At 59.0% G+C, this 22,321-nt stretch carries 22 protein-coding genes; 19 read left to right on the top strand and 3 right to left on the bottom strand.

What is annotated here, in order from left to right; all coding sequences use genetic code 11:
- The first annotated feature begins 50 nt into the window (after nt 1-50).
- The 14 genes from hscA (at nt 51) to KGB06_RS04695 (ending at nt 14,010) form a co-directional block, all read left to right on the top strand.
- Nucleotides 51-1,913 (top strand): Fe-S protein assembly chaperone HscA, encoded by a 1,863-nt coding sequence (hscA, locus tag KGB06_RS04760; protein ID WP_223512186.1) that lies wholly within the window; start codon nt 51-53, stop codon nt 1,911-1,913.
- 2 nt (nt 1,914-1,915) lie between these two features.
- A complete protein-coding gene (fdx, locus tag KGB06_RS04755) occupies nt 1,916-2,257 on the top strand; it encodes an ISC system 2Fe-2S type ferredoxin (RefSeq protein WP_007982752.1) in 342 nt (113 codons plus the stop codon).
- Between the two features lie 14 nt (nt 2,258-2,271).
- Nucleotides 2,272-2,472, top strand: coding sequence for a Fe-S cluster assembly protein IscX (iscX, locus tag KGB06_RS04750; RefSeq protein WP_223512185.1), 201 nt, complete (start codon nt 2,272-2,274; stop codon nt 2,470-2,472).
- Nucleotides 2,473-2,564: 92 nt separating this feature from the next.
- Nucleotides 2,565-2,990 (top strand): nucleoside-diphosphate kinase, encoded by a 426-nt coding sequence (ndk, locus tag KGB06_RS04745; protein WP_007916882.1) that lies wholly within the window; start codon nt 2,565-2,567, stop codon nt 2,988-2,990.
- A gap of 27 nt (nt 2,991-3,017) precedes the next feature.
- A complete protein-coding gene (gene rlmN / locus KGB06_RS04740; protein WP_223512184.1) occupies nt 3,018-4,160 on the top strand; it encodes a 23S rRNA (adenine(2503)-C(2))-methyltransferase RlmN in 1,143 nt (380 codons plus the stop codon).
- Between the two features lie 17 nt (nt 4,161-4,177).
- Nucleotides 4,178-4,936 carry a type IV pilus biogenesis/stability protein PilW gene (pilW, locus tag KGB06_RS04735; protein ID WP_223512183.1) on the top strand — a complete coding sequence of 253 codons (759 nt, stop codon included), beginning with the start codon at nt 4,178-4,180 and terminating at the stop codon, nt 4,934-4,936.
- On the top strand, nt 4,936-5,958 hold the full coding sequence (locus tag KGB06_RS04730; RefSeq protein WP_223512182.1) for a helix-turn-helix domain-containing protein: 1,023 nt from the start codon (nt 4,936-4,938) through the stop codon (nt 5,956-5,958). The genes pilW and KGB06_RS04730 overlap by 1 nt, the downstream gene beginning before the upstream one ends.
- A gap of 3 nt (nt 5,959-5,961) precedes the next feature.
- Entirely contained in the window at nt 5,962-7,071 is a 1,110-nt protein-coding gene (gene ispG, locus KGB06_RS04725) for a flavodoxin-dependent (E)-4-hydroxy-3-methylbut-2-enyl-diphosphate synthase (protein WP_027922758.1), read from the top strand.
- Between the two features lie 37 nt (nt 7,072-7,108).
- Nucleotides 7,109-8,398 carry a histidine--tRNA ligase gene (gene hisS / locus KGB06_RS04720; protein WP_223512181.1) on the top strand — a complete coding sequence of 430 codons (1,290 nt, stop codon included), beginning with the start codon at nt 7,109-7,111 and terminating at the stop codon, nt 8,396-8,398.
- Nucleotides 8,399-8,438: 40 nt separating this feature from the next.
- Nucleotides 8,439-9,080 carry a tetratricopeptide repeat protein gene (locus tag KGB06_RS04715; protein WP_223512179.1) on the top strand — a complete coding sequence of 214 codons (642 nt, stop codon included), beginning with the start codon at nt 8,439-8,441 and terminating at the stop codon, nt 9,078-9,080.
- Nucleotides 9,073-10,224 (top strand): outer membrane protein assembly factor BamB, encoded by a 1,152-nt coding sequence (bamB, locus tag KGB06_RS04710; protein WP_223512177.1) that lies wholly within the window; start codon nt 9,073-9,075, stop codon nt 10,222-10,224. Before KGB06_RS04715 ends, bamB begins: the two co-directional genes overlap by 8 nt.
- 235 nt (nt 10,225-10,459) lie before the next feature.
- Nucleotides 10,460-11,929, top strand: coding sequence for a ribosome biogenesis GTPase Der (gene der / locus KGB06_RS04705; protein WP_150747938.1), 1,470 nt, complete (start codon nt 10,460-10,462; stop codon nt 11,927-11,929).
- Nucleotides 11,930-12,082: 153 nt separating this feature from the next.
- The gene (locus tag KGB06_RS04700) at nt 12,083-13,231 is read left to right on the top strand and encodes a pyridoxal phosphate-dependent aminotransferase (RefSeq protein ID WP_223512175.1); all 1,149 of its coding nucleotides are present in this window, start codon (nt 12,083-12,085) and stop codon (nt 13,229-13,231) included.
- A complete protein-coding gene (locus tag KGB06_RS04695) occupies nt 13,219-14,010 on the top strand; it encodes an amidohydrolase (protein WP_223512174.1) in 792 nt (263 codons plus the stop codon). The genes KGB06_RS04700 and KGB06_RS04695 overlap by 13 nt, the downstream gene beginning before the upstream one ends.
- Nucleotides 14,011-14,173: 163 nt before the next feature.
- Here the strand turns inward: KGB06_RS04695 and leuA are convergent, their stop codons facing one another.
- The gene (leuA, locus tag KGB06_RS04690) at nt 14,174-15,853 is read right to left on the bottom strand and encodes a 2-isopropylmalate synthase (protein ID WP_223512173.1); all 1,680 of its coding nucleotides are present in this window, start codon (nt 15,851-15,853) and stop codon (nt 14,174-14,176) included.
- Nucleotides 15,854-16,020: 167 nt separating this feature from the next.
- Between leuA and KGB06_RS04685 the strand changes: the two genes are divergently transcribed.
- Nucleotides 16,021-16,221, top strand: a complete 201-nt coding sequence (locus KGB06_RS04685; protein ID WP_223512172.1) for a hypothetical protein — start codon at nt 16,021-16,023, stop codon at nt 16,219-16,221.
- 25 nt (nt 16,222-16,246) lie between these two features.
- Nucleotides 16,247-16,603: a hypothetical protein gene (locus KGB06_RS04680; protein WP_223512171.1), complete on the top strand. Its 357-nt coding sequence runs from the start codon at nt 16,247-16,249 to the stop codon at nt 16,601-16,603.
- A 119-nt stretch (nt 16,604-16,722) separates the two neighbouring features.
- On the opposite strand, the gene KGB06_RS04675 is transcribed toward KGB06_RS04680, so the two are convergent.
- Both KGB06_RS04675 and xseA read right to left on the bottom strand, forming a co-directional pair.
- Nucleotides 16,723-17,544: a peptidoglycan DD-metalloendopeptidase family protein gene (locus KGB06_RS04675; RefSeq protein ID WP_223512170.1), complete on the bottom strand. Its 822-nt coding sequence runs from the start codon at nt 17,542-17,544 to the stop codon at nt 16,723-16,725.
- 3 nt (nt 17,545-17,547) lie between these two features.
- Entirely contained in the window at nt 17,548-18,927 is a 1,380-nt protein-coding gene (xseA, locus tag KGB06_RS04670; RefSeq protein WP_223512169.1) for an exodeoxyribonuclease VII large subunit, read from the bottom strand.
- A gap of 184 nt (nt 18,928-19,111) precedes the next feature.
- Here xseA and KGB06_RS04665 point away from each other — a divergent pair, with 184 nt between their 5' ends.
- From KGB06_RS04665 to guaB, 3 genes are all read left to right on the top strand, one after another.
- Entirely contained in the window at nt 19,112-19,879 is a 768-nt protein-coding gene (locus KGB06_RS04665; protein WP_223512167.1) for a sulfite exporter TauE/SafE family protein, read from the top strand.
- 162 nt (nt 19,880-20,041) lie between these two features.
- On the top strand, nt 20,042-20,590 hold the full coding sequence (locus tag KGB06_RS04660) for a sugar ABC transporter ATPase (RefSeq protein WP_223512165.1): 549 nt from the start codon (nt 20,042-20,044) through the stop codon (nt 20,588-20,590).
- A gap of 185 nt (nt 20,591-20,775) precedes the next feature.
- Entirely contained in the window at nt 20,776-22,245 is a 1,470-nt protein-coding gene (gene guaB / locus KGB06_RS04655; protein ID WP_223512163.1) for an IMP dehydrogenase, read from the top strand.
- Nucleotides 22,246-22,321: the final 76 nt, after the last annotated feature.

The raw sequence follows: 22,321 nt of genomic DNA, 5'->3' as shown, positions 1-22,321 counted from the left end.
CCAGTGCCGCTCCGGTCGCACGCCTGATATACAGATAAGTCCTGATACCAATGGCCCTACTGCAGATCGCCGAACCCGGCCAAAGTCCTCAACCGCACCAGCGTCGTCTGGCTGTGGGGATCGACTTGGGCACTACCAATTCGCTGGTCGCTGCGTTGCGCAGTGGTCTTTCCGAGCCTCTGGCCGACGCTGACGGGCAGGTCATTCTGCCGTCTGCCGTGCGCTATCACGCCGATCGCGTCGAAGTCGGCGAGTCAGCCAAGCTGGCTGCCGCGACCGATCCTTTGAATACGGTGCTGTCGGTCAAGCGCTTGATGGGTCGTGGTCTGTCCGACGTCAAGCAATTGGGTGATCAACTGCCGTACCGCTTTCTGGACGGCGAGTCGCACATGCCGTTCATCGACACCGTTCAGGGGCCGAAAAGCCCGGTCGAAGTCTCCGCCGACATCCTGAAAGTGCTGCGTCAGCGCGCCGAAGCGACGTTGGGTGGTGAGCTGGTCGGTGCGGTGATCACCGTTCCGGCCTATTTCGATGATGCGCAGCGTCAAGCCACCAAGGATGCGGCCAAGCTGGCCGGTCTGAACGTGCTGCGCTTGCTCAATGAGCCGACGGCTGCGGCGGTCGCTTACGGGTTGGATCAGCACGCTGAAGGCTTGGTCGCCATTTATGACCTGGGCGGCGGCACTTTCGATATTTCGATTCTGCGCCTGACGGGCGGTGTGTTTGAGGTCTTGGCTACCGGCGGCGACAGTGCGCTGGGCGGCGATGATTTCGATCATGCGATCGCTGGCTGGATCATCGAGAGCGCCGGTTTGTCCGCCGATCTCGATCCGGGCGCGCAGCGTCAACTACTGCAAACTGCCTGTGCCGCCAAAGAAGCGCTGACCAATGCCTCATCGGTCGAAGTGGCTCATGGCGACTGGAAAGCCGAGCTGACCCGCGAAGCCTTTGAGGCGCTGATCGAGCCGATGGTCGCTCGCAGCCTGAAAGCCTGCCGCCGCGCAGTGCGTGATTCCGGTGTTGAGCTGGAAGAAGTGCACGCGGTGGTCATGGTCGGTGGCTCGACTCGCGTGCCTCGCGTTCGCGACGCCGTCGCTGAAGCCTTTGGTCGTCAGCCGCTGACTGAAATCGATCCGGATCAAGTGGTGGCCATCGGTGCCGCGATCCAGGCCGATACGCTGGCTGGTAACAAGCGCGATGGCGATGAACTGCTGTTGCTCGACGTGATTCCGTTGTCCCTGGGGCTGGAAACCATGGGCGGTCTGATGGAGAAGGTGATTCCGCGCAACACCACCATCCCTGTCGCTCGTGCTCAGGACTTCACCACCTACAAAGACGGCCAGTCGGCCATGGCGATCCATGTGTTGCAGGGCGAGCGCGAGCTGATCAGCGACTGCCGCTCCCTGGCGCGCTTTGAATTGCGCGGCATTCCGGCGATGGTGGCCGGTGCGGCGAAGATTCGCGTGACCTTCCAGGTCGATGCCGACGGTCTGCTCAGTGTTTCGGCCCGCGAATTGGGTTCGGGCGTTGAAGCCAGCATTCAGGTCAAGCCGTCCTACGGCCTGACCGACGGCGAAATCGCCAAGATGCTCAAGGATTCGTTCCAGCACGCCAATGACGACAAGGTTGCCCGTGTGCTGCGTGAGCAGCAGGTCGACGCACAACGCCTGATTGAAGCGGTACAGGCTGCTCTGGAGGCTGATGGCGAGCGCTTGCTCGACGCCGAGGAGCGCCTGGTCATCGACATGCAGGTGCAGGAATTGACCGAACTGATGAAAGGTACTGATGGTTACGCCATCGAGCAGCAGACCAAGCGTCTGTCGCAAGTGACCGATGCCTTTGCTGCCCGCCGCCTGGACTCGACGGTGAAAGCCGCGCTGGCGGGGCGCAACCTGAATGAGATTGAGGAATAACGATGCCGCAGGTCATTTTTCTGCCACACGAGAAGTTTTGCCCGGAAGGCATGGTTGTTGAGGCTGAAACCGGTACGTCCATCCTCGAACTGGCGCATGAGCACCATATCGAGATGGAAAGTGCCTGTGGCGGCGTCTGTGCCTGCACTACCTGTCACTGCATCATCCGCGAAGGTTTCGACTCGCTTGAAGAAGCTGACGAGCTGGAAGAAGACTATCTTGATAAGGCTTGGGGGCTGGAAGCTCAGTCCCGCCTGGGTTGTCAGGCCAAAGTCGGGACTGAAGACCTGACGGTTGAAATTCCGAAATATTCGCTCAACCATGCGGCTGAAGCGGCGCACTGATTCAAGGAAGCGACATGAGTCTGAAATGGGTTGATGTGCTCGAAATCGCGATCCAGCTGGCTGAATCCAGGCCGGATACGGACCCGCGTTATGTGAACTTCGTCGATCTGCACCAATGGGTGCTGGCATTGCCGGAGTTCAGTGATGATCCGACCCGCGGTGGCGAGAAGGTGCTTGAAGCCATTCAGGCCGCCTGGATCGAAGAAGCAGACTGAGTCTGCACCGTACGCAGTTAGGCAATACCCAAGAACCCGCGTATAATTCGCGGGTTTAATTTTTCACAAATTACCGTTTCTGGAGTTACACCATGGCTGTTCAACGTACTTTCTCCATCATCAAGCCTGACGCTGTTGCAAAAAACGTCATCGGCGAGATCACCACTCGTTTCGAAAAAGCAGGCCTGCGCGTTGTAGCTTCGAAACTGAAGCAACTGTCCAAAGCTGAAGCTGAAGGCTTCTACGCTGAGCACAGCGCTCGTGGTTTCTTCGGCGACCTGGTTGCTTTCATGATCTCCGGCCCGGTTGTTGTTCAGGTTCTGGAAGGCGAAAACGCTATCGCTCTGAACCGTGAGCTGATGGGCGCTACCAACCCTAAAGAAGCTGCTGCCGGCACCATCCGCGCTGACTTCGCTGATTCCATCGATGCCAACGCTGTGCACGGTTCGGACTCCGAAGCCGCTGCTGCTCGCGAAATCTCGTACTTCTTCGCAGCTACTGAAGTAACCACTCGCTAAGCATTGCTTAAGAGTGAAGGTGAATCCATGACTACATCGACTGTAAAAACCAACCTGCTGGGTCTGACTCAACAGGAAATGGAAAAATTCTTCGACTCAATCGGGGAGAAGCGTTTCCGTGCCGGTCAGGTAATGAAATGGATTCACCACCTTGGCGTCGATGATTTCGACGCCATGACGAACGTCAGCAAGGCCTTGCGCGACAAGCTCAAGGTTATTGCCGAGGTTCGTGGTCCTGAAGTGGTCAGCGAGGACATTTCCACCGACGGCACCCGTAAGTGGGTGGTGCGTGTGGCGTCCGGCAGCTGCGTCGAGACTGTGTACATTCCCCAGGGCAAACGCGGCACGTTGTGCGTTTCGTCCCAGGCAGGCTGTGCCCTGGATTGCAGTTTCTGCTCCACCGGCAAGCAAGGTTTCAACAGCAACCTCACCGCCGCCGAAGTCATCGGTCAGGTGTGGATTGCCAATAAATCGTTCGGCAGCATCCCGGCGACCGCCGACCGTGCCATCACCAACGTGGTGATGATGGGCATGGGCGAGCCGCTGCTGAACTTCGACAACGTCGTTGCGGCCATGCACCTGATGATGGACGACCTGGGTTATGGCATTTCCAAGCGCCGTGTGACCCTGTCGACCTCCGGCGTGGTGCCGATGATCGATGAGCTGTCCAAGCACATCGACGTCTCGCTGGCGTTGTCGCTGCACGCACCGAATGACGCATTGCGTAACCAATTGGTGCCGATCAACAAGAAGTATCCGCTTAAGATGCTGCTCGAGTCGTGCCAGCGCTATATGTCGTCCCTGGGCGAAAAGCGCGTGCTGACCATTGAGTACACCTTGCTCAAGGACATCAACGACAAGGTTGAACATGCCGTTGAGATGATCGAGTTGCTCAAGAACATCCCGTGCAAGATCAACCTGATTCCGTTCAACCCGTTCCCGCATTCCGGTTATGAGCGCCCGAGCAACAACGCGATTCGCCGGTTTCAGGATCAGCTTCACCATGCAGGCTTCAATGTCACCGTACGCACCACCCGCGGTGAAGACATCGATGCCGCGTGTGGCCAATTGGTAGGGCAGGTGCTGGATCGCACCCGTCGCAGCGAACGTTATATCGCCGTGCGCGAGTTAAGCGCCGAAAACGATATGGCTTCAAACGCCGCGAAATAATTCAAGAGAGGATCTCTATGTCCCTGCGCTTTGCGCTGCTTTTGCTGTGGGCCAGCCTGTGTGCTGGTTGTGTCCTGTCGGGCGATTTCAACCCGATGAAGACCAGCAAGGGCCGTGATGAGGCGCGTGTTGCATACGTGCAACTGGGCTTGGGCTACTTGCAACAAGGTATGACCGAACGCGCTAAAGTCCCGCTGAAAAAGGCGTTGGAGCTGGATGACTCGGACCCGGATGCCAATGCGGCATTAGGGTTGGTGTTTCAGGCTGAAATGGAGCCTGAACTGGCAGACCAGTATTTTCGCAAGGCGCTGTCCTCCCGCCCCAACGATGCGCGAATCCTGAACAACTACGGCAGTTTCCTGTTCGAAGAAAAACGTTACAAAGAGGCGTACGAGCGCTTTGAACAGGCCGCCGCCGATACGCTGTATCCTGAGCGTTCGCGAGTATTCGAGAACCTGGGCATGACCGCATCAAAGCTGGGTGAGCGTGATCTCGCGCAGCAGCAACTGGAAAAAGCCCTGCGTTTGAATCGCCAACAGCCACGTGCATTACTCGAAATGGCTGAGTTGTCCTTCGAAGACAGGCATTATGTGCCCGCGCGTGACTATTACGATCGTTTTAGCCTGCTGGCCGAGCAAAATGCACGTAGTCTATTGCTCGGCGTTCGGCTGGCAACAGTGTTCGATGATCGCGACAAGGCCGCCAGTGCGGGCCTGCAACTAAAACGACTCTATCCCGGTACCCCGGAATATCAGCAATACCTGTCGGAGCAATGATGAAAGCGGCGCATCCCGAAGTTGTAGCAGCGAATCGCGTTAACCCCGGTGAGACTTTGCGCCAGGCTCGCGAAAGCAATGGCTGGTCGCTGGCCGAAGTGGCCCTCAAGCTCAACCTCACTGTCACCTCCTTGAGCAATCTGGAAGCCGGCGCATTCGACAAGCTGCCTGGGCACACCTTTGCTCGCGGTTATATCCGTGCGTACGCCAAATTGCTGGGCATGGACCAAGCCGTTCTGGTCCAGCAGTTCGACCAATCGACTGGCACCGATTCCCACGGCAGCAGCGTGCATAGCTTGGGTCGTATCGAAGAGCCGGTGCGGGTTTCCCATACGATTTTGCGAATTGTCAGCCTGTTGTTGCTGATCGCGGTCATTGGTGGTGGTTTTGTCTGGTGGCAGGATCAAACCTCGCTGCGCACCAAGGATTTGATCGGTTTGAGCCCGGAACACGTTGAAGTGGAAGGCGCCGACGGCACCACCCAGATCCATCCGCTGGACGAGCCGGAAGACCAGGCTGTCGCGCAAGGTCAGGCTGAAAGCGCTACTCCGCTTGCATTGCCGCAAGCCGAAACCTCCTCTGAAGCGCCGGCTGAAGCTGAAGCAACGGCGCCTGCTGTTGCACCGACAGCCCCGACGCCGGTTACCCCGACACACAACGTCGCTCCAGTTGTTGCAGCACCGGCTGCTCCGGCTCCGGCTGTTCCAGTGGTTCCGGCACCGGTGGTGACCGCTCCGGTTGCTCCGGCTTCCGCTCCGGTCGCAACAGCTCCAGTGGCCGGCCAAGGCCAGGTTCAGCTGAAGTTCACCGCCGACTGCTGGACACAAGTGACCGATGGCGCTGGCAAGGTGCTGTTGAGTGGTCTCAAGCGTAAAGGCGATAGCGTTTCCGTCAGCGGCAAGCCGCCGTTTTCTGTGCGTCTGGGCTTCGCCCGTGGCGCGCAGGTCAGCTACAACGGTCAGGCGGTTGATGTCGCTCCGTTCACCAGTGGCGAGACTGCTCGCCTGAAGTTGGGTCAATAAGTCATGCACGGCGAATCTCCAATCAAACGTCGCGAATCCCGCAAGATCTGGGTCGGTAACGTGCCTGTTGGCGGCGATGCGCCCATCGCTGTGCAGAGCATGACCAACAGCGACACCAATGACGTTGCCGCTACCGTGGCCCAGATCAATCGTCTGGAAGCCGCTGGCGTCGATATCGTGCGCATTTCTGTGCCGGATATGGATGCCGCCGAAGCCTTCGGCAAGATCAAGAAACTGGTCAAAGTGCCGTTGGTGGCTGACATCCACTTCGACTACCGGATCGCCTTGCGCGTGGCCGAGTTGGGTGTTGACTGCCTGCGGATCAACCCGGGCAATATCGGTCGCGAAGACCGTGTACGCGCGGTGGTCGATGCCGCCCGAGATCGCGGGATTCCGATCCGCATCGGCGTCAACGCCGGCTCCCTGGAAAAAGACCTGCAAAAGAAGTACGGCGAGCCCACCCCGGCTGCGCTGGTCGAGTCTGCCCTGCGTCACGTCGAGCACCTCGAACGCCTGAATTTCCAGGACTTCAAAGTCAGCGTGAAGGCCTCCGACGTGTTCATGGCCGTCGAAGCCTACCGCCTGCTGGCCAAGGAAATCGTCCAGCCGCTGCATTTGGGTATCACCGAAGCGGGTGGTTTGCGTTCAGGCACAGTGAAATCCGCCGTGGGCCTCGGTATGCTGCTCGCCGAAGGGATTGGCGATACTATTCGCATCTCGTTGGCGGCTGACCCGGTCGAGGAAGTGAAAGTCGGCTACGACATTCTCAAATCCCTGCATCTGCGTTCCCGTGGCATCAACTTCATCGCCTGCCCGAGCTGCTCGCGGCAGAACTTCGATGTGGTCAAAACCATGAACGAGCTGGAAGGGCGCCTTGAAGACCTGCTGGTGCCGCTGGATGTCGCGGTCATCGGATGCGTGGTCAACGGGCCGGGTGAAGCCAAGGAAGCCCATATCGGCTTGACCGGCGGCACGCCAAACCTGATTTACATCGACGGCAAGCCGTCGCAGAAACTGACGAATGACAATCTGGTGGATGAGCTTGAACGCTTGATCCGCCAGAAAGCGGCCGAAAAGGTCGAAGCTGACGCTGCCGTTATTGCGCGTGGCTGAGCCTGACTAAAGAGCCGAACGAATTTAAGGATTTATTGTGAGCAAGTCTTTGCAAGCCATTCGTGGCATGAACGATATCCTGCCCGAACAGACTCCCCTGTGGCGTCATTTCGAGGGCACTGTTTCGCGTCTGCTGGATAACTACGGTTACAAGCAGATCCGCATGCCGATCGTCGAGTTCACCGAGCTGTTCAAGCGCTCCATCGGTGAAGTGACCGACATCGTCGAAAAAGAGATGTACACCTTCGACGACCGCAACGGCGACTCCCTGACCCTGCGTCCTGAAGGCACGGCAGCCTGCGTGCGTGCGGTGCTTGAGCACGGCATCACCGGCGGTGGCCAGGTGCAAAAACTCTGGTACATCGGTCCGATGTTCCGCCACGAGCGTCCACAGAAAGGCCGTTATCGCCAGTTCCATCAGATCGGTGTCGAGGTGTTCAACCTCGACGGTCCGGACATCGATGCCGAGCTGATCGTGCTGACCTGGCGCCTGTGGGGCGAGCTGGGCATCCGTGATGCGGTCAAGCTCGAACTCAACAGCCTGGGCACTGCCGAGTCGCGCGGTCGCTATCGTGAAGCGCTGGTCGAGTTCCTGTCCGCACATCTGGACAAGCTGGACGAAGACAGCCAGCGCCGTCTGAAGACCAACCCGCTGCGGGTTCTGGATACCAAGAACGCCGACACGCAAGCCATCCTGGTGGACGCGCCGAAAATGGCCGACTACCTGGATGATGAGTCCCGCGTGCACTTCGAGGGCCTGAAGGCTCGTCTGGACGCCGCCGGCATTCCTTATGTAATCAACCCGAAGCTGGTTCGCGGGCTGGATTACTACAGCAAGACCGTTTTCGAATGGGTCACCGACAAGTTGGGCGCCCAGGGCACCGTGTGTGCCGGTGGTCGTTACGACGGTCTGGTTGAGCAGATGGGCGGCAAGCCGACCACGGGCGTTGGTTTCGCCATGGGTATCGAACGCTTGGTGCTGTTGCTTGAAACCCTGGAGCAGATCCCGGAAGAAATCTCCCGTCAGGTCGACGTCTACCTCTGCGCCTTCGGTGAAGCGGCGGAGCTGGCGGGCCTGACCCTGAGCGAACGTGTCCGTGATCAATTGCCCAACCTGCGCCTGCAAGTCAATGCCGGCGCCGGCAGCTTCAAAAGCCAGTTCAAGAAGGCCGACAAGAGCGGTGCGCTGTATGCACTGATCCTCGGTGACGATGAGATGGCCCAGCAAGTGGTAGGTTTCAAACCCCTGCGTGGCCAGGGCGAACAACAAAGTATTGCCTGGGATGCGCTTGCTGCACACCTGGCCACCTGCGTCGTGCAGGGTTGAAGCTGTCAAACAGCCGATTTAGCGATTAAGGAGTATTGGGGTGTCGAGTACCGAAGACGAACATCTGGCGGATTTGAAGGACTGGTGGTCACGCAACGGCAAGCCCTTGGTCACTGGCGGCCTGTTGGCGCTGGTCATCGTGTTCGGCTGGCAAGCCTTTCACAAGTATCAGAGCAATCAGTCGCAGGGCGCCTCGATGCTCTATCAGCAATTGCTCGAAACCACGCTGACGCCTGACGGCAAGCCTGACGCAGCCCGTGTTGCCGACCTGGCCGGCAAGCTCAACAGCGAGTTCGCCGGTAGCGCATACGCTCAGTACGGTAGCCTGTTCGTGGCGAAAGTCGCGGTCGACAGCGCCAAGCTGGACGACGCAGTCACCGAGCTGAAAGCCATTGTCGCCAAACCGGCCAACCCGGCACTGGGCGAAATTGCCCGTCAGCGCCTGGCGCAGGTACTGGCCGCGCAGAACAAGGCCGATGAAGCCTTGAAACTGCTCGAAGGCGATGCCGACAAAGCATTCCTGGCCACTCGCGAAGAACTTAAAGGCGACCTGCTGGTGCAGTTGGGTCGTACCGACGAAGCGAACAAGGCGTATCAAAAAGCCAAGGCCGCCCTGTCGGATGAAGCGGCGGTCGGCGGCCTGCAAATCAAGCTGGATGATCTGGCCAAAGGGGATGCGTGACGTGATTCGTTGGAAGCATGCAGCATTGCTGGCCCTGGCCATTTTGGCCGCGGGTTGCAGCAGCAACAGCAAAAAGGAATTGCCACCTGCCGAGCTGGTCGACTTCAAAGAAGAAGTGGTTCTGCAAAAGCAGTGGAGTCGTTCGATCGGTGACGGTCAGGGTAAATCCTACAACATGCTGGTACCGGCGATTGATGGCGAAACCATCTATGCTGGCGACGTCACTGGCGTGGTGATGGCGATGAATCGCAGCAATGGCGACGTCAAATGGAAGAAAGATCTCGACCTGCCTGTTTCCGGCGCCGTTGGCGTGGGTTACGGTCTGGTCATGATCGGTACGCTCCAAGGCGAAATCGTTGCCATGGACGCGATCAACGGTGAAGAGAAATGGCGCGCTCGCGTGAACAGTGAAGTTCTCGCACCGCCGGCCACCAACGGTGACGTGGTGGTGGTTCAAACTCAGGACGACCGTCTGATCGGTCTGGATGCCGCGACTGGCAACCAGCGCTGGTTGTATGACAGCACCCCTGCGGTCCTGACGCTGCGCGGCACCAGTGCGCCGATCGTGACCAACCGTTTAGCGGTAGCAGGCCTGTCGACCGGTAAAGTGGTCGCTCTCAATGTCTCCAACGGCGTGCCGGTGTGGGAACAACGTGTAGCGATCCCACAGGGTCGTTCGGAGCTGGAGCGTGTGGTCGACATCGACGGCGGCTTGCTGCTGTCCGGCGGTACGCTGTACGTCGCCAGCTATCAGGGCCGTCTTGCGGCACTGGACCTGGAAAGCGGGCGTCAGCTCTGGCAGCGTGATGCTTCCAGCTATGCTGGCGTCGCCCAGGGGTTTGGCAACGTTTACGTGAGCCTGGCTTCGGGCACCGTTGAAGGCGTCGACGAACGTTCCACCTCTGCGTTGTGGAGCAATGATTCGCTGGCCCGCCGTCAACTGTCGGCTCCGGAAGTGTTCTCCAGCTACGTTGCAGTCGGCGATATGGAAGGCTACTTGCACCTGCTGAGTCAGGTGGACGGTCGTTTCGTCGGCCGCGAACGCATCGACAGCGACGGCCTGCGTGCCCGTCCGCTGGTGGTGGGTGACACGATTTATGTATATGGCAACAGCGGCAAACTGGAAGCCCTGACCATTAAGTAACAACTATGCTTGGGGTTTACACCCCAGGCAGCTTCACTTGTGGGTATGAATGTGGGAGGGAGCCTGCTCGCGATGGACGTCAACGATAACGTTTGCGGCCTGAATGAATGCGGTGCCTTTGCGTTTATCGCGAGCAGGCTCGCTCCCACAAAAACAGCCACGGTGATGCCCCGAGCACCAGCCGCTGCCTCGCAGCGGCTTTTGTATTTTCTGAAATAACGAAGTGGAGAGCCGCATGGTTCCCGTAATCGCCCTGGTGGGCCGACCGAACGTCGGCAAGTCCACCTTGTTCAACCGCCTGACCAGGACTCGTGACGCCATCGTCGGCGACTTGTCCGGTCTGACCCGTGATCGCCAATACGGTGAGGCCAAGTGGCAAGGGCGTTCCTACATTCTGGTCGACACCGGCGGTATCTCCGGTGACGAGCACGGTATGGACGAAAAAATGGCCGAGCAGTCGCTGCTGGCCATTGAAGAAGCCGATGTCGTTCTGTTCCTGGTAGATGCCAAGGCTGGCTTCACCGCCGCCGACCAGATGATCGCCGAGCATTTGCGCAAACGTAACAAGCGTTCTTACGTGGTTGCCAACAAGGTCGACAACATCGACCCTGAAATGGCCCGCGCTGAATTCGCCCCGTTGGGCATGGGCCACGCGATCCCTATCGCTGGTGCTCATGGTCGTGGCATCACCCAGATGCTGGAAATCGCCCTGAGCGATTTCCCGAAAGACGACGAAGAGCCGGAAGACGGCGAAGAAGAGATCGTTGCCGAAGGTGAGGAAGCCAAGCGCATTCCTGGCCCAAGCGAAAAAGACGGTATCAAGATCGCTATCATCGGTCGCCCGAACGTCGGCAAGTCGACCCTGGTCAACCGCATGCTCGGTGAAGACCGGGTCATCGTGTATGACCAGCCAGGTACGACCCGCGACAGTATCTACATCCCGTTCGAGCGTAACGACGAGAAGTACACGCTGATCGACACCGCCGGTGTGCGCAAGCGCGGCAAGATCCACGAAGAAGTTGAAAAGTTCTCCGTGGTCAAAACCCTGCAGGCGATCAAAGACGCCAACGTGGTGATCTTCGTCATGGACGCGCGCGAAGGCGTGGTGGACCACGACCTCAACCTGCTGGGCTTCGCCATTGAGTCGGGTCGTGCGCTGGTTATCGCGATCAACAAGTGGGACGGCATGACGCCGAGCGAGCGCGACTTCGTGAAGGTCGAGTTGCAACGTCGACTGTTCTTCGTTGACTACGCCGACATCCACTTTATCTCGGCTCTGCACGGCACGGGCGTGGGTAACCTTTACGCCTCGGTACAGAACTCGTTCAAGTCCGCCGTGACCCGCTGGCCAACCAACCGCCTGACCCAGATTCTGGAAGATGCGGTCGGTGAGCACGCGCCGCCGATGGTCAACAACCGCCGGATCAAACTGCGTTATGCCCACTTGGGTGGCGCGAACCCGCCGATCATCGTGATTCACGGTAACCAGATCGAGAAGGTGCCGAAGTCTTACGTCCGGTATCTGGAAAACACTTACCGTCGTGTCTTGAAGCTGGTCGGTACGCCGATCCGCATCGAGTTCAAGGGCGGCGAGAACCCGTACGAAGGCAACAAGAACTCGCTTACAGACCGTCAGGTCAACAAGAAGCGTCGCATGATGTCGCACCACAAAAAGGCCGACAAAAAGCGCCGCGACAAGCGCTGATCCACGTCTGCCGTAGATCGTTCCCACGCAGAGCGTGGGAACGATCAAGCAAAAAGGGTCCTGTTCGGGACCCTTTTTTGTGCCTGAAGGTTTGAGCTTGACCGCTTGCAGCTTGTCGCTTGAAACTTGCAGCTCACCTGCAAGGGGCTACCGATGATCACCAGTAAGCTGCCGAATGTCGGCATCACTATCTTCACTCAGATGTCTCAACTCGCGGCACAAACCGGAGCAATCAATCTGTCCCAGGGTTTTCCCGATTTCGATGCCCCGCAGGCCCTTTGCGATGCGGTTGGCCGGCACATCGCCAATGGCCATAACCAATATTCGCCAATGACTGGCCTGCCTGCTTTGCGTCAGCAAGTGGCGGCTAAAATCGCTCGCAGTTATGGCGTCAATGTCGACGCCGACCACGAAGTGACCATCACTCCTGGCGCCACGCAGGCGATCTTCTGCGCGATTCAGGCGGTTATCCACAGCGGCGACGAAGTCATCGTGTTCGACCCCTGTTACGACAGTTATGAACCGTCGGTGGAACTGGCCGGCGGACGTTGCGTGCATGTGCAACTCGGGCTGAATGATTTTTCCATAGACTTCCAGAAGCTGGCCGAGGCGATAACGCCGCGCACGCGGATGATCGTTCTCAACTCACCGCACAACCCGAGTGGCGCGTTGATCAGCCGTGCGGAGCTGGATCAGTTGGCGGATTTGATTCGCGGTCGCGACATCTATCTGGTCAGTGACGAAGTCTATGAACACCTGGTGTTCGATGGCGTGCCTCACGTCAGTGTGCTGAATCACGAAGAGTTGTATCAGCGCGCTTTCGTGGTCAGTTCCTTCGGTAAGACTTACCACGTCACGGGCTGGAAAACCGGCTACGTGGTCGCACCGCCGGCGCTCACTGCCGAGTTGCGCAAGGTTCATCAATACGTCAGTTTCTGCGGTGTGACACCGCTGCAATTTGCCTTGGCCGACTTCATGGCCGAGCACCCGGAGCATGTCGAAGAGTTGCCAGATTTCTATCAAGCCAAGCGTGATCTGTTCTGTGATCTGCTGACGCCGTCGCGGTTCAGTTTCACTCGCGTGACCGGTACTTATTTCCAGTTGGTCGATTACTCGCAGATTCGCCCGGACCTTAATGACGTCGAGATGGCACTGTGGATGACCCGCGAACATGGCGTGGCGAGTATTCCGATCTCGGTGTTCTACCAGGCCCCACCCGCAGGCCAGCGCCTGGTGCGCTTGTGCTTCGCCAAACGCGAGGAGACCCTGCGTGAAGCAGCGGCAAAACTATGCGTGATCTGAGTGCACTGCCCAACCTGAATGTTGCGCTGATCCAGACCACGCTGGCCTGGCACGACCGGAAGGCCAACCTGGAGCATTTCGAACAGTTGCTGGAGCAGGCTCGCGGTGCGGACCTGATCATCCTGCCTGAGATGTTCACCACCGGTTTCTCCATGGAATCGCAAACCCTGGCGGAGTCGGAAAACGGTCCGACCAGCAAGTGGTTGCGCGTTCAGGCGGCGAAGCTCGACGCGGTGATCACCGGTAGCATCATCGTTCAGGCCGCTGACGGCAGTCATCGCAATCGCTTGCTGTGGGCGCGCCCGGAAGGGGAGGTGTGGCACTACGACAAACGTCATCTGTTCCGCATGGCCGGCGAGCATAATCACTTCACGCCGGGCGAGCGTCAGGTGCAGTTTGAACTCAAGGGCTGGCGAGTACGGCCACTGATTTGCTACGACCTGCGTTTCCCGGTCTGGAGCCGCGATGCGCACGACACCGACTTGCTGCTTTACACCGCCAACTGGCCCGGTGCACGCCGCCAGCACTGGAACCGTTTGCTGCCTGCGCGGGCCATCGAGAACCTCTGCTATGTGGCGGCGGTGAATCGCATTGGCACGGACGGTAAAGGTTTTGCCTACACCGGCGACAGTCAGGTGCTGGATTTTCAGGGGGAGACCTTGCTCAGTGCAGGCGAGGCCGATGGGGTGTTTCAGGTGGTACTGAACGCTGCGGATCTACAGGCATATCGCACGCGGTTTCCGGCTAATCTGGACGCTGATACGTTTGAGTTCACGTAACCGATCGTTCCCACGCTCTGCGTGAGAATGCAGCCCGTGACGCTCCGCGTCACTGGACGCGGAGCGTCCCTAGAGGCATTCCCACGCGGAGCGTGGGAACGAGCAGACAAACAAAAAGGCCCCAAGGTTCGCACCTCGGGGCCTTTTATATTTCAGCGAACACTTACGCCGCTTTCGCTTCCGGCTGGCTCAGCGAGCGGTTCAGTGCGCTGAACAGGGCCTTGAAGCTGGCAGTGGTGATGTTTTCATCAATACCGACGCCATGCACCGCACGCTCACCGTTCACGCGCAGTTCGATGTAGGCCGCTGCCTTGGCATTGGTGCCCGCGCCGATGGCGTGTTCGTTGTAGTCCATGATCTCCACCGGGATCGGCAGGCCGGCCACCAGGGCTTCCAGCGCACCATTGCCCTTGCCGCGCCAGTGCAGGTTGGTTTCGCCCTGACCTTTGCTGGAGACTTCCACTTCCACGGAGCTGTGACCGTTTTCTTCCTGCAGGCGATGGCTGACCAGCGCGTACGGGGTGTTGGCCTGCAAGTACTCGCTGTGCAGCAGCGCGTGGATTTGCTGAGCGGTCATTTCCAGGCCCAGGCGATCGGTTTCACGCTGCACCACCTGGCTGAATTCGATCTGCATGCGACGTGGCAAGTTGATGCCGTATTCCTGTTCCAGCAGGTAAGCGATACCGCCCTTGCCCGACTGGCTGTTGACGCGGATGACCGCCTCGTAGCTGCGACCGATATCGGCCGGGTCGATTGGCAAGTACGGCACTTCCCACAGCGCATCCGGTTTCTGCTGGGCGAAGCCCTTGCGGATGGCGTCCTGGTGGGAGCCGGAGAACGCGGTGTGGACCAGGTCGCCAACGTACGGGTGACGTGGGTGCACCTGGATCTGGTTGCACTCTTCGACAACCTTGCGCACGCCGTCGATGTCGGAGAAGTCCAGCTCAGGGTGAACGCCCTGGGTGTAGAGGTTCAATGCCACGGTCACGAGGTCGACGTTACCGGTACGCTCGCCGTTGCCGAACAGGCAGCCTTCGACACGGTCTGCGCCGGCCATCAGGCCCAACTCGGTGGCGGCTACACCGGTGCCACGGTCGTTGTGGGTGTGCAGGCTGATAATCACGCTGTCACGACGGTTGATGTGACGGCCGAACCATTCGATCTGGTCGGCGTAAATGTTCGGGGTGGCGCATTCGACGGTCGCAGGCAAGTTGAGGATCATCTTGTGCTCAGGCGTCGGGTTCCAGACCTCGATCACGGCATCGCAGACTTCTTTGGCGAACTCCAGCTCAGTGGCGCTGAAGGTCTCTGGCGAGTACTCGAAGGTCCACTGGGTTTCAGGCTGCATGGCGGCGTATTTGACGAACAGCTTGGCCGCGCTGACGGCGATTTCCTTGATCCCGTCCTTGTCCTGATTGAAGACAATCCGGCGGAAAGAAGGGGAGGTTGCGTTGTACAGGTGAACGATGGCTTTCTTCGCGCCACGCAGGGATTCGAAGGTGCGCTCGATCAAGTCTTCACGGCCCTGGGTCAGCACCTGAATGGTGGTGTCGTCCGGGATGTGGTTGCCTTCGATCAGGGTACGCACGAAGTCGAAGTCGGTTTGCGAAGCGGCCGGGAACGAGGCTTCGATTTCCTTCACACCGACGGACACCAGGGTTTTCCAGAAGCGCAGCTTCTTGACCGCGTCCATTGGCTCGATCAGCGACTGGTTGCCATCACGAAGGTCGGAGCTGCACCAGATCGGCGCGGCGGTGATGGTCTTCGACGGCCAGGTGCGATCCGGGATGTCGATGGTCGGGAACGCGCGGTATTTCGAAGACGGATCTTTGAGCATGCTCATCGGGGGAATCCTTATTGTGTGGGCCGAAAAAAGGCGGCCTGCCGGTGGATCAAATGTTCTTGGGGAAAGCGTAGAGCGAGGCACCGCAAATTCAGCCCGGCAGTCGTGCGCTGACGAGGCACAGGCTGCGGTGCTGGCGAAGCTGAATGAGGGTGTGAGAGGTTTTCATGCCTTCAACCCTAACCGCGGGGGGAAAGGATGGCAAGCAGTCGAAAAAAATTGAGAGGAATACCCTGAAAGTCGATTTTATCGAGATTTTATTGCTGTGGGTTGCGGCGATTGTTGTGATGATTGCGCGAGGCTTGAGCACTGCGCAATTGGAGGATTGCGACGACGCCCCGCTGAGCACAGCTATGCTTTATGCTTAAAGCCTGAACACGGCAGGAGTTGGACATGAACGAGTCGGACTGGAAGCGGTATAGCGCGTTGCGTCCCTTGGCTCATGAGCGGATGTGCATCCGGATCATGGAAGAGGTCGAGCGCATGGTGTTGGATAAAAGCCTGGCGCCTTACGAGCGGATTGAAGCCACTGAAGAGCTGCTTCAGTCCAGGCAAAAGGAGTTGTATTGGGCGTTTGGTGTGTTCAGGTTTTCACGGCATGAGGCTCGGTCGCACTTGCTTGGGCTGTGCGCGCGGGAGTTGATCACGTCTGAAGAGTTGGCGGGGTTCTCGGCGGAGACTCAGGAGTGGATCAAGCATTGTCTGGCGGACCGGGAAGCTCATGGAATTGAGGATCTTGAGGCTGAATAGGTGGCGTCTGTTATGCCGCCATCGCGAGCAGGCTCACTCCTACAGTTGATCTATGGTGTACACAAATCCAATGTAGGAGTGAGCCTGCTCGCGATGAGGCCGATAGCCTCAACAACGATTTATGGTTGAAACGCCCCGATAAAAATCGCCGGATCCACCCGCGCATCATTCAGGCTGATATTCCAGTGCATATGCGGCCCGGTGGCGCGGCCCGTCGCCCCCACTTTCCCGACCACCCCGCCACGCGCCAGTTGCTGGCCAACCTTCACGTCGATTTTCGACATATGGCAGAACATGCTGATAAAGCCTTGCCCGTGATCGACAAACACCGTGTTGCCGTTGAAGAAGTAGTTGCCGATCAGAATCACCTTGCCCGCCGCCGGCGTCTTGATCGGCGTACCGGCAGGCACCGCGAAGTCCAGGCCGGCATGCGGATTGCGCTCTTCACCGTTAAAGAAACGACGCACACCAAACTTGCTCGACAGCGGCCCGTTGACCGGCTTGTCCAGCAAGAGGTTGCTCGGGGTGTTCGGGCTGAAGCTGCGGTAGGCCTGGATCTGTTCGGCCAGTTCGCCTTCGATGCGCTTGAGGTTGTCCGGATTCGGATTGACCTGCTGCGTATTTTTCAAGGTGATGTGCTGTTCCGGGTACTTCTTGTTGCCGACGGTGAAACTCAGGTTACGACCGCCGCTGCTGAGCTGCTGCGTGCCCGGTTTGACCGTCAAGGGCACGCCGACAATCGCCAGCCAGTTGCTCTGTTCCTTGACCACCAAAACCGGTTTGCCTTGATAGCTGGCTTTCGGCGCCTGGGCGGAGGCGCCCAGATCCACCACGGCCACACCGCCCGGCACCGGTTTGTTCAACAGGCGTGTGATGTAGCTGTCGGCGTGGGCATTGAAGGTCAGGCATAGCAACAGCAGCGGAGCTAAAAAACGCGGCATGGATCAATCCAGTAAAGAAAGGGTGACAGGCGTCAGGTGATTGTCTTCGACCCGCACTTGCAGTTCGCCGTTGCCGAGTTTGGCCTTGAGGCGCTGACCGTTGTGGGTTTGTTCGGCGCTGCGGATCGCGTTGCCGCGTTCGTCCAGCAGAATGCTGTAGCCACGGGCCAGTGTCGCCAGCGGGCTGACCACTTGTAGCGTCTGCACCTGACTTTGCAGTTGCAGGCGCCGCGACTTGAGACCTTCGCGGATGGCACGGGGCAGGCGTTCGGCGAGGCTGTCGAGGCGCTGGCGGAGCATCGCCAATTGTCGGCCGGGATGTTGCCCGGCGAGACGGGTTTCCAAACGAATCAAGCGCTCGCGACGGGTATTGAGGCTGCGTTCGAATGCGCGACGCATGCGCATGTCCAGGTCATCCAGGCGCTGTGCTTGCTGGCGCAGACGTTCGCCGGGATGACGCAGACGGCGGGAAATGCCCTCCAGGCGCAGCCGGTCGCGCATCAAACGGTCGCGCATGCGCATCACCAGTCGGCGATGCAGACTTTCGACCCGACGCACCAGATCGCTGGAATCCGGCGCGAGCAGTTCGGCGGCGGCAGACGGCGTCGGGGCGCGGACGTCGGCCACAAAGTCACTGATCGAAACGTCGGTTTCGTGGCCAACGGCGCTGACAATCGGCGTGACGCAGGCGTCGACGGCGCGGGCCACGGCTTCTTCGTTGAAACACCAGAGGTCTTCCAGCGAACCGCCACCACGGGCCAGGATCAGCGCGTCGAAGCCACGGGCGTCCGCCAGTTTCAGCGCGCGGACAATCTGCGCGGTGGCTTCGCGACCTTGCACGGCTGTGGGGATCAGCGTCAGCTGGATCTGCGGTGCACGGCGACGGAACACGCTGATAATGTCGCGAATCACCGCGCCGGTCGGCGAGCTGATGATGCCGATGCGTTGCGGATGCGCCGGCAGCGGCACTTTGCGCTCGGCGCTGAACAGGCCTTCGGCGCTGAGTTTTTCTTTCAAGGCATCGAAGGCCAGGCGCAGCGCGCCATCACCGGCCGGTTCCACGGTGTCGAGGATCAGCTGATAGTCGCCGCGTCCCTCGAACAGCGAAACCTTGCCCCGGACTTTGACGGCCAGGCCATCCTTCAACGCCTGACGCACCCGTGCCGCGTTTTGCCGAAACAGCGCGCAACGCACCTGGGCGCCGCTGTCCTTAAGGGTGAAATACACATGGCCGGACGCCGGGCGGGCGAGGTTGGATATTTCGCCTTCGACCCAGATATTGCTGAACACGTCTTCGAGCAACACCCGCGCGCGGCCGTTGAGCTGGCTGACAGTCAGGACTTCACGGTCCAGGCCGAGTCTTGCAAAGGGATCTTTAATCATGGGGCGCAGTTTAAAGGCATTCGGCGACCAATCTCCATGAATCAACAAAAATCCCCTTGTAGGAGCGAGCTTGCTCGCGAAGGCGGTTTTACATTCAACATTGATGTTGACTGGACCGCCGCTTTCGCGAGCAGGCTCGCTCCCACAGGTATAAAGTCGCCCCGGGATTCAAGGAAGACATGGAATGAATGCATTTGAGTTGTTGCACCAATGGCCCTTCGGCACAACGGATTGGCTGGTGATCGGGCTGGGCATCGCCCTGGCTTATATCGTGTTCGGCATCGCCGGTTTCGGCACCGCGCTGGTGGCGGGGCCGATTCTGATCCTGTTTATGCCGCTGTCGAAGATCGTGCCATTGCTGGTGTTGCTGGATTTTGTCGCGGCGTTCGGCAATTTGCTGCCCTCGCGACGTGATGTGGCGAAACCCGAGTTGCTGCGGTTACTGCCTTGCATGGCGGTGGGTTGCACGCTGGGGGTGATCTTTCTGCTGAACCTGAAATCCGATGTGTTGCTGCTGTTGATGGGGCTGTTTATCAGCGCGTATGCGGTTTACAGCCTGTGGGTCAAAACCCGTCCGACGCAGTTATCCGCCGGTTGGGCGGTGCCGATGGGCACGGTGGGCGGGATGTTCGGGGCGTTGTTTGGCAGTGGCGGCTTTTTATATGCGATCTATTTGAACAGTCGCCTGCCCAAAGAGGCGGCCCGCGCGACGCAGAGTGCGCTGATCAGTTGCAGCACGGTGGTGCGCTTGAGCCTGTTTGCCGTCGCTGGCGTGTATGCCGAGCTACCCTTGTTGGTGTTGGCGCTGTGTTTGTTGCCGGCCATGGCCTTGGGATTGTGGATCGGGCGGCGGTTGACCATGAGATTGTCCCGCGAGGCGTTTGTGCGGCTGGTGACCTGGTTGGTGCTGGCCAGCGGGATTGCCTTGATCGGGCGTTACTTGAGTACTTGACCAGAGTTCGTCAGGTATTAAGCTGCCGCCCGCAAATCCTGTAGGAGTGAGCCTGCTCGCGATAGCGGTGTATCAGTCGACAACATTATTGAATGTTAAACCGCTATCGCGAGCAGGCTCACTCCTACAAGGGTGATCATTCAGAATTTGCAGGGCCGCACCATGAATTCACAAAGCATCATCGTCCCGAAAATCTCCACGTTGCCGGTCCATGAACCCCGGGCTCGCGCGGTGGTGCGGTGGCTGGTGCGCAAGAACATCGTCCAGGAAGAACTGACCACCTGTGGTCGCACCGGCAACCGCATGGCCCACGCCATCGCCGACGGTGCCCGCGCGGTGGTGCTGCACCCGCAAGCGCTGCCGTTTGGTGAACCGATCAATGGCCTGGAGATCGTCACCAAACGCTGCATCTATACGCCGGCCAAAGGTTTCCTTGAAGAGGCGGGATGCGCCGAATGCCGCAAGGAAGTCGGCGAAGCGCTGTTCGAAAGCCTGGAAGACTGGATGCCGGGCCGCACCGATAATTTCACCTGTCCCGAATGCGGGCATGAAGATGACATCAACGGCTTTCTATTCTTGCAGGAATGCGGCTTTTCCAACCTGGGATTTATCTTCAACAACTGGGCAGAAGCCGGGTTCAAGCAGAGCTTTATCGACGAATTTGCCGATTGGCTGGATCAGCCGGTCAGTTGGGTGAAAGTCGAACTGTAGGAGCACAGCTTGCTGGCGATGGCGGACTTAAGGACGCCATCGCGGGCAAGCTGTGCCCCTCCAGAATTCGGGGTTAAATGCCCGTCAATCGACAGTATCGATAATAGACAGAGTTTTACATTGAACCCGAGGGGGTGTCTGACTATAATGGCGCGCTTCCATTTTCCCGCTCGGGAGCCCCCGCGATGCTGCGTATCAGCCAAGAAGCTCTGACATTCGACGACATTCTCCTAGTGCCTGGTTATTCCGAGGTGCTTCCTAACGAAGTCAGTCTCAAGACCCGCCTAACCCGTGGCATCGAGCTGAATATTCCTCTGGTTTCTGCCGCCATGGACACCGTTACTGAAGCCCGTCTGGCAATCGCCATGGCTCAGGAAGGTGGCATCGGCATTATCCACAAGAACATGACCATCGAGCAGCAAGCTGCCGAAGTGCGTAAGGTCAAGCGTTATGAAGCCGGCGTGGTCAAGGACCCGATCACTATCGAGGCTGATGCCACGGTTCGTGAACTGTTCGAATTGACCCGCATGCACAACATCTCCGGCGTTCCGGTACTGCACGATGGCGACCTGGTCGGCATCGTCACTTCCCGTGACGTGCGTTTCGAGAACCGTATGGACGTCTCCGTCCGTGAAGTGATGACGCCTAAAGAGCGTCTGGTCACGGTCAAGGAAGGCGCCGACAAGCACGACGTTCGCGAGCTGTTGCACAAACACCGCATCGAACGCGTACTGATCGTCGACGACAAATTTGCCCTCAAAGGCATGATGACCGTCAACGACATCGAAAAAGCCAAGGCTTACCCGCTGGCCAGCAAGGACGATCAAGGTCGTCTGCGTGTGGGCGCTGCCGTCGGTACCGGTAAAGACACCGGTGATCGCGTCGCTGCCCTGGTCAACGCCGGCGTTGACGTGGTGGTGGTCGACACCGCACACGGTCACTCCAAAGGCGTGATCGACCGCGTTCGTTGGGTCAAACAGAATTTCCCTGAAGTGCAGGTCATCGGCGGCAACATTGCCACCGGCGCTGCCGCCTTGGCTTTGGCCGAAGCAGGCGCTGACGCGGTCAAGGTCGGTATCGGCCCTGGCTCGATCTGCACCACCCGTATCGTCGCCGGTGTCGGCGTCCCGCAAATCAGTGCCATCGCCAACGTCGCCGCTGCCCTTGAAGGCACTGGCGTTCCGTTGATCGCCGACGGCGGCATCCGTTTCTCCGGTGACCTGTCCAAGGCCATCGTAGCCGGTGCTTCCTGCGTGATGATGGGCTCGATGTTCGCCGGTACTGAAGAAGCGCCGGGCGAGATCGAACTGTTCCAGGGTCGTTCGTACAAGGCTTACCGTGGCATGGGCTCGCTGGGCGCCATGTCCCAGGCTCAAGGTTCCTCCGACCGTTACTTCCAGGACTCTTCGGCAGGCGCCGAGAAGCTGGTTCCGGAAGGCATCGAAGGGCGTGTTCCTTACAAGGGCACCCTGAGCGCCATCATCCATCAGCTGATGGGCGGCCTGCGTTCCTCGATGGGTTACACCGGCAGTGCCGACATCGAAGAAATGCGCACCAAGCCTGAGTTCGTGCGGATCACCGGTGCTGGCATGGCCGAGTCCCACGTTCACGACGTACAAATCACCAAAGAAGCGCCAAACTACCGCGTAGGTTGAGGCTTCCAGCAAAAAGTTAAGTAACCGGGGCTGTTTTATTCAGCCCCGAGTTGTTTCTGAACTACATAGACGAGAC

Origin of the sequence: Pseudomonas sp. GL-B-19, assembly GCF_019956415.1 — a bacterium.
GTDB lineage: Bacteria > Pseudomonadota > Gammaproteobacteria > Pseudomonadales > Pseudomonadaceae > Aquipseudomonas.
This window is presented reverse-complemented; position numbering and strand designations above follow the sequence as displayed.